Origin of the sequence: Bifidobacterium sp. ESL0784, from assembly GCF_029433295.1 — a bacterium.
Taxonomy (GTDB): domain Bacteria; phylum Actinomycetota; class Actinomycetes; order Actinomycetales; family Bifidobacteriaceae; genus Bifidobacterium.
This window is the reverse complement of the sequence record NZ_JAQTHV010000002.1, coordinates 318,001-331,230: the sequence shown is the minus strand read 5'-3', so window position 1 is coordinate 331,230 and position 13,230 is coordinate 318,001. Positions and strand designations below refer to the sequence as shown.

The window sequence follows — 13,230 nt, the reverse complement described above, 5'->3', positions numbered from 1 at the left end:
AATAGAAGCGTAAGGAGCAGTGATGTCAAAGGTAAACGCTTCGGTTCCGGCGATCAGCCGTGAAAAGGATGGCCGTCCGGCGGCTCCCGAAAGAATCATTCATCTAGGAATCGGCAATTTCACGCGGGCACACCAGTCTTGGTACACCCAGCATGCATCCGATGCGGCGCAATGGGGTATCGCCGGATTCACCGGTCTCGGACTGAGGATGAGCAACCTGCTTGAAGCGCAGGGCTGTGTGTATACCCTGATTACTTCCGGCGCCCAAGGTGACGAATTCGAAGTCATTTCCTCGATTTCCTCCATGCATGCGGGCTCGGACACAGCGGCTTTGCGTCTTCGTTTCGCCGATCCTGATATCTCGATCGTCACTTCCACGGTCACCGAGGCCGGGTATATGCGTGCTCAGAATGGCGATCTGGACGTTTCCGATGCCAATGTTGTCTCCGATCTTCAGGCTTTGAAGGCTGATCCGGAAGCGGGCGGGCTCAAAACGATTCCCGTCCGTATGGTCGTGGGTTTTCTCGCCCGCAGAAGCGCGGGAGCCGGCCCGATCACCGTGCTACCTTGCGACAATCTGGCCGGTAACGGTGCCGCGTTCCGCAAAGTGGTCGAGCAGGCCATCGCCGAAGTCGATCCGTCATTGCTTGACTGGACACGTCTCAACGTCGCTTGGGCCACGTCAATGGTCGATCGCATCACTCCTGCCACCACGCCGACCGATATCGATCTGGTCGAACGCACGAAAGGTTGGCATGATGCCGCTCCGGTGCGCACCGAGCCGTTCCGCGAATGGGTGATCGCCGGGGAGTTCCCGTCAGGACGCCCGGCATGGGATGAGGTAGGGGCCATCATTACCGACGATGTGACTCCTTACGAGCAGCGCAAACTGTGGATGCTCAACGGTTCCCATTCCACTCTGGCTTACTGCGGCCCGTTGTTCGGCCGCGAAACCGTTTGCGACGCCGTTTCCGATCCGACCTTGCGTGGCTGGATCAATGAATGGTGGGATATGGCCGGACAGTATGTTCCCGTTCCCACCGACGAATACCGTGCGAAACTGCTGGAACGTTTCTCGAACCCCCGCATCCGTCACCTGTTGATGCAGATCGCGACCGATGGTTCGCAAAAACTTCCCGTTCGCATTGTCCCTGCCGCTTTGCGGGCGTTGAAGGACGGGAATCCCGCGGTTCCTGCCGCCCGTGCCATCGCGGCTTGGGTGCTCTTCCTCGACCGTTTCAGCGACAAACTCGGCGATGTCAACAAGGATGAGGTCGTGTCTCTTGGCAAAGCCTGCCGTGACGCCAGCGGGAACATCGATGCAGGGGCCGTCAAGAAGGTCGTCGCCTATCTCAGCGAGGAACTCGCCAGCTCTTCGTCATTCGTTGACGAGGTCGTGCGTCAGATCAGTGAAGTGGACAAAGCGGCCAAGGCTCATCAGGCCTGAGCGTTAACCCACTAGTCAACAGACAATATATATAGACAAACGTGCAGTACGCGGCTACGGCCGTAATGATTTGTACAACAGAAAGGAATCGATATGGCTATCGAAAAGGCCGAGGTTTTCGTCACGAGTCCGGGGCGTAATTTCGTCGTTCTCAAACTTACGACGACGGACGGCATCGTAGGACTTGGCGACGCGACGCTCAACGGGCGCGAACTGGTCGCCGCGGAGTACCTGAAGACCATCGCTCCGTCGCTGATCGGCAAGAACGAGGACAACATCGAGGATATGTGGCAGTACCTCTATAAGGGTGCCTATTGGAAGCGCGGACCGGTGACCATGGCCGCCATTTCTGCCGTCGATGTGGCACTCTGGGATATCAAGGGCAAGAAGCTCGGCGTTCCGGTCTATGACCTGCTTGGAGGCGCATCGCGCAAGGGTATCCTGACTTATGCGCACGCCTCCGGCACCGATTTGCCGAGCCTGTTCGATTCGATTGATATGTATCGTGACATGGGCTTCAAGGCCACGCGTATCCAGTACGCGCTGCCCGGCATTCCTTCGACCTACGGCGTCGCGGCTTCGGCCAACGCACAGACCGGTAAGGGCGAGAAGGGCATGCGTTACGACTACGAGCCCGCCCGTCGCACCAGCGTTCCGGTCGAGGAAGTCTGGGACGCACGCACATACCTCAACACCATTCCCGGAGTCTTTGAGGAAGTGCGCAACAAGTACGGCAAGGATCTGATCCTGCTGCACGATTCCCACCATCGTCTGCGCCCGATCGAGGCCGCTCGCTTCGGCAAGGCGCTCGAGCCTTACGACCTCTTCTGGATGGAGGACACCACGCCCGCGGAGGACAACCAGCAGTTCCTGCGTCTGGTGCGCGAGCACACCACCACCCCGATCGCCATCGGCGAGATCATCAACTCCTGGACCGATTACATCACCCTGATCGAGGAGCAGCTCATCGACTACGTGCGTTCGGCCGTCACCCACACCGGAGGACTTACCCACATGAAGAAGCTCATGGCCTTCGCCGAGCTCTTCGGTGTCAAGTCCGGCTTCCACGGCCCCACCGACGTCTCGCCGGTCGGCATGGCCGCGAACCTGCACTTGGATCTTGCAATTCCGAACTTCGGCATCCAGGAGTACATGAAGCACAGCGACGAGACGCTCGAAGTGTTCCATACTTCCTATACGTTCAAGGACGGCTACCTGCACCCGGGCAACAAGCCGGGTCTCGGCGTCGACTTCGACGAGAAGCTCGCCGCGAAGTACCCATATCAGCCGGCTCCGCTGCCGGTCGATCGTCTGCTCGACGGTACCATGCACGAGTGGTGAGTGATTTTTCTTAGTGGCTGCCGCGATGGGGACGATATATACATTGCTCGGCACGCTCCGGGCCGCTCAGGCCGAGTCTTTACGGTCGAGCAACGCATATATCGTCCCCATCGCTCTGACTAATGGTGCTTTTTAAAAGCGAATAAAAAAATAAAAACAAGTTTGTTCGGGCAAGGTTGCGCCGTAGCAACGCATTGGTACCGATCCGGCACTCTGTAATAATCTTTCCTTGTCGGCCGGGTTCGGGAGAGACTGATAGGGCACCCGTTGGGACAGAATAGGCAATTCCCTATCTTGGCGATGGCATGAGGCCTGATAATTGGCTTCCTGCCATCGCTTTGGCGTTTTTTAGCTTCGGTAATTGTATATTTGTCGTATTGATATAAATAGTACGTTAGGTTATTCAATGTCGAAATATGATTTCAAAGCAAACTATGGCAACTTTGAATATTCAAAAACGGATTTGGATATGGTTAAAAAAGATTGACCTCCCACACGGATGTCGGGTTGCCAATATGAGGCTTTGCAAAGCTGTAAAGCCATAAGGAGGAAGAATGGACGCGAATACAGAAGCTGTACAATCGTCGCGAAAATTTGGAAAGGGTTCTCGGCCGAAAAACATCCAGAAAGCTCATAAGCATCGTCGCAATGGCTTAATTGGGTGGGCCTTCATCACGCCTTTCCTTATTTTCTTTGTCATAGCAATTATCATGCCGATTATCTATGCGCTGTATCTCAGTGTGTTCACTGATAAATTGATTGGCGGCAGGGTTTTCACCGGCTTAAGCAATTATGTTGCGATTCTGACGAATGGTTTGTTCTGGGATGGACTCTGGCGCGTTATCCGCGTCTTCCTGATCCAGGTGCCGATCATGTTGGGGCTCGCTCTTCTTGCTGCGTTGGCCATCGACAGTGCGCGGTTGGTTGGTCGCTCGGCCTTCCGAATCCTTCTGTTCCTGCCTTACGCGGTTCCTGGAGTGGTCGCCGTGCTTATTTGGGAATTCCTGTATGGCAATCAGTTCGGTCTGACAGCCAATATCAATGCCCTGTTCGGTCTCTCACTGCAGCCGCTGGCCAAGAACGTGATCCTGTGGTCCATCGGCAACATTATGACATGGTCGTTCACGGGCTACAACATGCTCATCCTTTACTCCGGTCTGAAAACCATTCCGACCGAGCTCTATGAGGCGGCAAGGCTTGACGGAGCAAGCGAATGGCAGGTTGCTTGGCATATCAAGGTCCCTGCGATCAAGGGCCAGCTTTTGATTTCCTTCATGTTCTCGATCATCGGTACATTCCAGCTCTTCAGCGAACCACAGCTGTTGCAGACTCCGGCGCCGAATGCGATTTCGAGTAGCTATACCCCGAACCTCTGGGCATACAACCTCTCGCTGAATGGCAGCCAGTACAACTTGGCGGCGGCGTTGGCCATCATCATGGGCCTGATCACCGGTGTGCTTGCGTTCGTGACGCAGAACCACGGTTCAAAGAATATCGACTGAGATCGCAAGGAGAAAAAGATGTCTCGTAAGAATACGAAAAACGCTGCGACCGTAGCGGTCTCCACCGGATCCGGTGTCAGGAAGAACGGCTATTCACGCCGTCATTCCCCCGTACTGTTCATATTCATGCTGGTATTGGCGCTCTATTCGGTTATCCCGCTGTTGTGGCTGTTACTGAATGCAACCAAGAGCCAGGCCGATATTCTCTCGACTTTCGGCCTCGGTTTCGGGCACAAGCTCAACATCGTCGAAAATCTCAAGGCGACATTCACCTATGAGGACGGATCGTTCCTGAGGTGGCTGGGCAACACGGTGATGTACGTGGTCATCGGTGCGGGCGGCGCCACTTTGCTGGCGGCGCTGGCAGGATATGGCATGGCCATGTTCGACTTTGCCGGCAAGCAAATCGTTATGGCGATCATCATCGGCGCCATCGCCATTCCCGGCAACGCCTTGGTCGTCCCCACCTTCCTGCTGTTCGCAAAGTTGGGCCTCACCAATACCCCGCTGGCGGTGATACTTCCCTCGCTCATCAGCCCGTTCGGGTTCTATTTGGTTATCAGTTATGTGCAGTCGGGTGTGCCAAGGGAAATCGTTGAATCGGCGCGTGTGGATGGCGCTGGAGAGGTCCGAATCTTCTTCCAGATCGTCCTTCCCTTGCTGATGCCCTGCATCGTCACCGTGCTGCTGTTCGCCATCGTGTCTACATGGAACAACTACTTCCTCCCGTTGATCATGCTCAACGACCCGAAGTGGTATCCGTTGACAGTCGGCCTGGCGGAATGGAACGCACAGGCGACCGGCTCGGCCACTCCAAAGCCAATCTACAACCTGGTCATCATGGGTGCGCTTGTCACCGTCATCCCGATTATCATCATCTTCCTCATGCTCCAGCGTTACTGGGAGTCCGGCCTGAGTGCCGGCAGCGTGAAGCAGTGATGTCGGTAATCAAACTGTTCAGATTTTAGTAAATTAGAAAGAAAGGTACCTTCAATGAAACGTACAAAGGTAGTTCGCTTCGTGGCAGGAGTCGCAGCCATCGCTATGGCTGCTGCAGGCCTTGCGGGTTGCGGCGGCTCGTCAAACAGCGCCAGCGGCTCGAACGGCGGAAAGGAAGGCGATTTGGACGCGGCCCTGCAGAAGGGCGGCACGATCACCTACTGGACTTGGACCGACAGCGCCAAGGCCCAAGCGGCGGCGTTTGAGAAGAAATATCCGAAGGTTCATGTCAAGGTCGTCAACCCTGGCACGGGCATGACCGTCTACACCAAGCTGCAGAACGTTCTGAAGGCCAGCTCCGGCATTCCTGACATCTCCCAGATCGAATATCAGGCCATCCCGCAGTTCTCGGTCCCTGGCAATCTGCTGGATCTTTCGCAGTACGGCTTTGCCAAGTACAAGAACAAGTTCGTCAAGTCCGCTTGGGAAGGCGTGACCAGTGGCAGCAGCATCTATGGTCTGCCGCAGGACACCGGCCCGATGGTCATGTTCTACAACAAGCAGGTCTTCGATGCCGCAGGCATCACCAATCCTCCGAAGACCTGGGACGAGTACATGCAGGATGCGAAGATTCTCCATGAGAAGGATTCCAGCGTCTACATCACCAACGATTCCGGCCAGGGCAACTTCATCACCTCTATGCTGTGGCAGGCCGGAAGCCATGCTTACAAGGTCAACGGCACCAACGTCGAGATCAATCTGAACGATCCAGGTGCCATGCGTTGGGCCAAGAACTGGGACTACCTGTTCAAGAACCACTACATCTCCTCGCTGACCAATCAGGGCACTGAATGGTATCAGGCTGCCAACAAGGGCAAGATCGCCTCTGTGGTCTCCGGCTCCTGGATGGCCGGTGCCTTCAAGTCCTCCGTCAAGGAGACCGCCGGCCAGTGGCGCGTCGCCCCGATGCCTTCTTATGATGGCAAGCCTGCTTCCGCAAACTACGGTGGTTCTTCCGAAGTCGTGCTGAAGAAGTCGGCCAACCCCGCTTTGGCGGCTGCCTTCCTTCGTTGGCTCAACACCTCTCAGGAATCCATCGATCTGTTCAAGCAGAGCGGCGGCTATGTCTCCACCAAGAAGGAACTGTCTTCCCAAGAGTTCCTCAACGAGAAGTCCGACTACTTCGGTGGCCAGCAGATCAACAAGGTCTTCCTTGAGAGCGGCAAGAACGTCGTGAGCGGTTGGCAGTTCCTCCCGTATCAGGCCTATGCCAACTCCATCACCATGGATACGGTCGGCAAGGCCTATCAGGGCCAGACCACTTTCGAGAAGGCGCTGAAGGAGTATCAGAAGGCTTTGGTCACTTATGGCAACCAGCAGGGCTATAAGGTCACTGGCAAGTAAGTACTCCACAGCTGTTTAAAGAAGTGCAATTGATAATCATGAGAGCAACACATGTGTAGTGATGTGTTGCTCTCATGATATCTGTACGTGGCTGTTGAGGCCGTGTTTACGGTCCGGCGGTGCGGATACACAATCCAATGAGATTAGGCGGTTGTATACACATGTTTGTTCCTGAATATTATGAGGATCTTTCGCTTCTTCATAGCGGGACAGAACCCAACAGGTCATATTTTGTTCCATGTTCCCTACCTGCTGAGAAGAGTGTATGTGGAGACGTGCCGAAGCAGAACATACTTGCTTCAGCGGGGCTGGAGCAATCCGATCGATGCATCATGCTTGACGGGACGTGGAAGTTCCGTTATTACGCGAGCATCTATGATCTGGATGCGCAGATAGCATCTACAGGTCTCAAGTTTTTCGACGAATCCTGCGATATATCGGGCGATGGCGTTTTAGGCGCCTTTGACTCGATCGAGGTTCCGTCTCTCTGGCAGTTGAACGGTTACGACAAACCGCAATATACCAACATGCGCTACCCGTACCCCTTCGATCCGCCGCATGTTCCCAAGGATGATCCCTGCGGAGTCTATGTACGGGACTTCGAATATCACCAAAATAGTGCCGCGCCCCGCGTCTTCCTTGATTTCGAAGGTGTGGATTCATGTTTTTATGTTTGGCTGAACGGCAAATTGGTGGGGTATAGCCAGATTTCGCATTCGACCAGCGAATTCGACGTGACGCAGACACTTCACGAGGGCCGCAACCGCATCGCCGTGCTGGTGCTGAAATGGTGCGATGGGAGCTACCTTGAAGACCAGGACAAGTTCCGTATGAGCGGTATTTTCCGGCGGGTCTATCTGATGCAGCGTCCGCGAGATGCCGTTCGTGATTTCTTCGTCCATGTGAATCTCGCCGATGGTCTTGACACGACAACGTTGAGCGTTGATTTCAGCTTCCTGGGCTCGCAAGCCGCCGATGTTTCGCTATCGTTATTGGACGCGTCAGGTCAGCTGCTTGATACCACGCACACCCGGGCTGCACAGGGTAATAGTGCCAACTCCGGCTTCATCGCTGAGGCGACGGCGACATTCATCATCGCCCAACCGCATCTTTGGAACGCCGAAGATCCTTACCTCTATACGTTGGTGATTTCCACAGGACTGCCGGGCGACGGCGAAATGATTGTCACTCGGGTCGGCATTCGCAAGGTCGAGATCAACGACGGAGTGCTCGAAATCAATGGCAGGCCGGTGAAGCTGCACGGCGTGAACCGCCACGATTCCGATCCGGTCAAGGGCTTTGCCGTGGACCGCGATGACATGATACGCGATCTGCGTTTGATGAAGGAGCACAACGTCAACGCGATACGTACCAGCCATTATCCCAATTCGCCGGAATTCTACGAATTGTGCGACCAGATGGGCTTCTACGTCATCGATGAGGCCGACATCGAAAGCCACGGCGTGGAGAGCCTGTATTATCAGCCCACTTCCGCGACACAGAAGCTTGCGTGGCATGGCACGATCAACGACAACCCGCAATGGTTCCCGGCGATTCTGGACAGGGTCCAACATTGCGTGTTGCGAGATAAGAATCGTCCCTGCGTGGTGATGTGGTCGATGGGCAACGAAAGCGGTTATGGCCGCGCGATCGAAAAAGCGCTGGCATGGACGAAATCGTTCGATTCCTCACGTCCTACACACTATGAGAGCGCGATTCATCCGGCGGACGACCGCGAATTCGATTATTCCGATCTCGACGTTTACAGCCGTATGTATCCCTCCATCGAAGATATCGAAGGATATTTCGAGCAGGCCAAAGAGGGGAAGGGTGCCTACGGTGCCGGGGACATGCACACCCTGCGTCCCTACGTCCTGTGCGAATACTGCCATTCCATGGGCAACGGCCCGGGCGATCTCGAAGACTATTTCCATGTCTTCCAGAAGTATCCGGGTATAGCAGGCGGCTTCATCTGGGAATGGTGCGATCACGCCATCGACAAGGGCCGCACCATAGACGGGAAAACCATATACGCCTACGGCGGCGATCACCACGAATACCCGAATGATGGCAATTTCTGCATGGACGGATTGGTTTACCCCGACCGGACGCCACACACCGGGCTCAAGGAATTCAAGAACGTCTTCAGACCGTTGCGCGTTGTCGGATTCGACCGGCAAAAGCAACTGCTGACCCTGCATAACTACATGGATTTTGAGGATTCATCGGCGTTCGAGATTTCGTGGCAGCTGCTGGTGGATGGCAAAGTCGCTGATCAGGGAATGCTCGATGTCCAAAGCGACGGGCTCCATATTGCTCCGCACCAAGAAGGAACGGCGAAACTGGACGGTATCTCGATTCCCGATCGAGGCAAGGCCACGTTGCTGGTTTCCTATGCCACAGCCCAAGCCGGAGTTGTGCTCCCTGCAGGTTTTGTCTTGGGATTCGATGAGGTGCCGCTCGAAAACGCCGACGCACGCAACCAGTACGCCACGCATCTGCTTCAAGAGAATCACGGCAGGTCAGACGATGTCGAGATCGAGCAGGATTCGCGGCAGATTCGCATGAGTGCAGCGCAATGGCAGTATATATGCGACAAGCGAACCGGCTTGTTCTCCTCGATGGTTTTCGGCAACCGCAAGATCATCGACCGGCCGATGGAAGTCAATATCTGGCGCGCCCCCACCGACAACGATATGTTCATCAAAAAGGACTGGGAGGCCGCCGGTTATGACCGTGTGCAGACCAGGGCGGATGATGTGGCGGTGAAGCGTGATGCCGAAACCGGCGACGTTTTCATCACCGCTCGGCTTACGCTTGCGGCCGCCGCCGTACAGCCGGTGCTTTGCGCCGATGTGACGTGGAATATTCACGGTGATGGTGCCATTGAGCTGGCCGTTGAAGTTAGGCGTGGGCAGGCGATGCCGTTCCTGCCGCGTTTCGGGCTCCGTCTCTTCGTGCCGAAGGGCATGAACCATGCGGCATATTGCGGCTACGGACCCAACGAGAGCTATATCGACAAACGGAGGTCAAGTCATTACGGGCTTTTCGCCGGTTCGCCGGAAGATCTCTACGAGCCGTATATCAAGCCTCAGGAAAACGGCTCTCACTACGGTTGCGACTATGTCAGACTTGAAGACGCCAGCGATGACGTAACGTTGACCGCAGTCTCAGAAGTACCGTTCTCGTTCCAGTTCCTGCCGTATACGCAGGAGGAAATGACCGAAAAGAAGCATCGTTACGAGCTTGAGCCCTGCGCATCGAACGTGGTGTGCCTCGACTATGTCCAAAGTGGTGTGGGCTCGAACAGCTGTGGCCCGCAGCTTGCTTCGCGTTATCGCTTGGATGAGCAGGATTTTGCTTTCAAGATCATGCTGCTTCCTCAAACCAGCTGTTAATTCAATATCAAATCAAACCGAACCAGCAATTTCCGTTACACGCGGAAATGTGATAGGGGAAAAGATGAAGATTAAAGTTGATCGTGAATTGGCCAAATGCGGCCGGTTCCTACACGACCGGATCGAGCCCCATATCGAGCGTACCGTCGTTTCGTGCGATGTGGCGATGGTCGAGAATCCCGGAGAGCCCGAGCCGGCGGGTGCGTTCATAGAACGTGCTGAGCGTAGTCAAGTGGAGTTTTCGCCCGCACGTTTCGGCGAGAAGTGGGGTACGACATGGGGAACCACATGGTTCCGCGTCGAAGGCACCGTTCCTCAGGAAAGCCTTGCCGGCGAGCAGACTCTCGAACTCGTGGTGGATCTCGGTTGGGAGCCCGACAAGGTCGGAGGCCAGGCCGAAGGCTTAGTATACCGCGCCGACGGCACTGCCATCAAGGGACTGCACCCGTTAAACAGCTGGGTCAGACTGACCGGCAGCGCAAGCCTGCCTGACCTGATCAATGCCGATGGCTCGTTCAGGTTCTATATCGAGACGGCCAGCAATCCTTATCTCGTCGGTTGGCCGGCGCGCAGCACGGATCTGGGCGAAGGTCCGACCGGCAAGCGCGATCTGCCGTATCTGCTCAAGCGCATCGATATCGCCGCTTTTGATGAAGAGCTATGGGATTACGCGCGTGACCTCGAAGTGGTGCGTGGCCTGATCAGGTCGCTGGATTCCTCCACCGTCCGCTATTGGAAAGCCGTCAAAGCCCTGCAGCGTTCGTTGAACGCCTACGATGATGACGATATCGAAGGCACATTGGGCGCTGCTCGCGCATGCCTTAAGGAAGTGCTGTCAAGCGAAGCACCGAAAGACGTGTTGCATGAAAACGCCATCGGACATTCGCATATCGATTCCGCGTATATGTGGCCCAAGCGCGAGACCCACCGCAAGGTCGCCAGAACCGTTTCCAACGCCTTGGCCCTGATGGATTATGATCCCGATTTCCGATACGCCATGAGTTCCGCGCAGCAGTATGAGTGGCTTCAGCAGGAGCATCCGGACATTTTCAAGCGCATGCTGCAGCGGGTGAAGGAAGGACGTTTCATACCGGTGGGCGGCATGTGGGTCGAAGCCGACGCGGTGATGCCCGCCGGAGAATCCCTGGTCCGCCAGATCACGTTCGGCCGTCGTTATTTCAAGGACGTTCTGGGCGTCGAGCCGCGAGGCATATGGCTGCCCGACAGCTTCGGCTACACCGGGGCCTTCCCGCAGATCGCCCGACGTGCCGGGTACGAATGGTTCTTGACGCAGAAAATCTCTTGGAACGACACCACCAAGTTCCCGCATCACTCCTTCATGTGGGAAGGCATCGACGGCACCGAAATACTCACGCATTTCCCGCCGACCGACACCTACGCCTCCGAAATGCAGCCTGAAGAGCTTCGCTATGCCGAATCGAACGCGCAGGACAAGGAACTCATCGACCAGACGCTGATGCTCTACGGCTATGGTGACGGCGGCGGAGGCCCGACGCGCGAGATGGTGGGGCGCATGCATCGGATGCGCAGTCTTGAGGGACTTGCGACCTGCCAGTCGGCCGCACCGGACGAATTCTTCGACAAGCTGGCCCGGCAGATGGATGATGCCGGCGACGAGCGTCCCCATTGGCGTGGTGAGCTCTATCTTGAGCTGCACCGGGCCACACTGACTTCGCAGCAGGACATGAAGAATGGCTGCCGCACCGAAGAGTCGCAATTGCGCGCTCTCGAATACCTGTGCTGTGTCGCGGCGGTCGCCGACCAGCACTATAAGGTGCCGCGCGAACAGATCAACGGCATCTGGAAGACCTTGCTTTTGAACCAATTCCACGATATTTTGCCGGGTTCCGCCATCTCTTGGGCCCACCGCTTGGCTCGTGAGGATTACCAGCGGGATGAGGCGCTGCTCAAGGAACTGACTCGACAGGCCTGCGACGTGATTGCGAAAGCCATGCCCGGCGAGCAAGTCCTTGCGCAAGGCAAGATATCGCAAGCCGATTGGAGAGGGCACGACCTGTCAACCGGGCAACGTGGCGGTATCCCCGTGACCTGCGAACGTGAACATGACGGCTATGTCCTCGACAACGGAATACTGCGTGTCCTGGTCTCGCCAGAGGGGACGATTGATTCGTTGGTCGATCTGGCCGAGGGCCGTGAATTGGTCGCTTCGGGCGAGCATCTGGCCCAGTATGCGTTGCTGACGGACAAGCCCTCGGAACGCGATGCCTGGGAGATCGATCGTGATGCGTTCCTTGGCCCTGTGGCCAAGGGTCTGCGCGATGTCACTATCGAAAAGCAGGACGACAATGATCAAGCAACACTGCGCATCAGCGGCAACCTCGGTCGGGCTTCCCGCGTCTCGATGACGGTAAGTCTCAAAGCCGGCGCGAAAAAGCTCGATTTCACTTCCCAGGTGGACTGGAACGAAAAGGATCGTTTCCTTAAGGTGATGTTCCCTCTGGCGTTGGTGACGGATAACGCGACCTACGAATGCCAGTACGGCACTGTGCAGCGTCCGGTCTGCAAGAATACCGAAAGCGACGAGGCACATTTCGAAAGCTGCACCCATCGGTTCGTCTATCTCGCCGAATCGAATTACGGCGTCGGCGTCGCAAACGCTTCGACATATGGCGCGAGCGTCCGCGAACTCGACGGCGACGAACGGGTGTGCGGCACCCAGCTGGGGGTGTCGTTGCTTGAATCTCCGACGTATCCCGATCCGCATACCGATGCCGGGCGTGTACACAGCTTTGCCTGGTCGGTGTGCGTCGGGGCGAGCCTTCCGCAAGTGGTCGACGAGGCCAGTGAATTGAATGCTCCGGTGCTCAGCAACCTGCCTGTAGTGGATCCTCTGGTGTCCCTCGATTGCGAGCGTGGCCATATTGTTCTCGATTGGCTCAAGGAGGCTGGCGACGGGTCCGGCGACATTGTCGTGCGTCTCTATGAGGCCGTGGGAGGCCAGGCGTCGGCGAAGTTGCGCACAAACGTTCTTATGGCCCAGGCTACGGTTCGCGAAACGGATTTGCTCGAGGAAAATCCTGTACAGGACTCCTTGGCGACCGCTTTAGTGGAGTCTCGAGCCGGTGCGCCGATTCCTGCCCAGGGAGCGCAACTACGCATGGGGCCTTACCAGCTGGCGACTCTGCGCCTGCATCGCTCCGGCGTAGAGCGCGTCTGA

The 13,230-nt window shown here is 56.3% G+C and carries 7 protein-coding genes; all 7 read left to right on the top strand.

All coding sequences use genetic code 11. The annotated features are described in order from the left end of the window. Positions 1-22: 22 nt before the first annotated feature. Entirely contained in the window at positions 23-1,447 is a 1,425-nt protein-coding gene (locus PT279_RS03885) for a mannitol dehydrogenase family protein (RefSeq protein WP_277165640.1), read from the top strand. A 93-nt stretch (positions 1,448-1,540) separates the two neighbouring features. Next, positions 1,541-2,788: a D-mannonate dehydratase ManD gene (manD, locus tag PT279_RS03880; RefSeq protein WP_277165639.1), complete on the top strand. Its 1,248-nt coding sequence runs from the start codon at positions 1,541-1,543 to the stop codon at positions 2,786-2,788. Between the two features lie 710 nt (positions 2,789-3,498). Beyond that, positions 3,499-4,290 carry a sugar ABC transporter permease gene (locus PT279_RS03875; RefSeq protein ID WP_277165637.1) on the top strand — a complete coding sequence of 264 codons (792 nt, stop codon included), beginning with the start codon at positions 3,499-3,501 and terminating at the stop codon, positions 4,288-4,290. 18 nt (positions 4,291-4,308) lie between these two features. Further along, on the top strand, positions 4,309-5,229 hold the full coding sequence (locus PT279_RS03870) for a carbohydrate ABC transporter permease (protein WP_277156422.1): 921 nt from the start codon (positions 4,309-4,311) through the stop codon (positions 5,227-5,229). Between the two features lie 54 nt (positions 5,230-5,283). After that, positions 5,284-6,633 (top strand): sugar ABC transporter substrate-binding protein, encoded by a 1,350-nt coding sequence (locus PT279_RS03865; protein ID WP_277165635.1) that lies wholly within the window; start codon positions 5,284-5,286, stop codon positions 6,631-6,633. Positions 6,634-6,908: 275 nt separating this feature from the next. Next, entirely contained in the window at positions 6,909-10,031 is a 3,123-nt protein-coding gene (locus tag PT279_RS03860) for a glycoside hydrolase family 2 TIM barrel-domain containing protein (RefSeq protein WP_348519366.1), read from the top strand. A 64-nt stretch (positions 10,032-10,095) separates the two neighbouring features. Then, positions 10,096-13,230 carry an alpha-mannosidase gene (locus PT279_RS03855; protein ID WP_277165631.1) on the top strand — a complete coding sequence of 1,045 codons (3,135 nt, stop codon included), beginning with the start codon at positions 10,096-10,098 and terminating at the stop codon, positions 13,228-13,230.

Coding starts and splice junctions, on each gene's coding strand:
- PT279_RS03865 (WP_277165635.1), top strand. CDS start 5,284: ATGAAACGTACAAAGGTAGTTCGCTTCGTGGCAGGAGTCGCAGCCATC.
- manD (WP_277165639.1), top strand. CDS start 1,541: ATGGCTATCGAAAAGGCCGAGGTTTTCGTCACGAGTCCGGGGCGTAAT.
- PT279_RS03875 (WP_277165637.1), top strand. CDS start 3,499: ATGCCGATTATCTATGCGCTGTATCTCAGTGTGTTCACTGATAAATTG.
- PT279_RS03885 (WP_277165640.1), top strand. CDS start 23: ATGTCAAAGGTAAACGCTTCGGTTCCGGCGATCAGCCGTGAAAAGGAT.
- PT279_RS03870 (WP_277156422.1), top strand. CDS start 4,309: ATGTCTCGTAAGAATACGAAAAACGCTGCGACCGTAGCGGTCTCCACC.
- PT279_RS03855 (WP_277165631.1), top strand. CDS start 10,096: ATGAAGATTAAAGTTGATCGTGAATTGGCCAAATGCGGCCGGTTCCTA.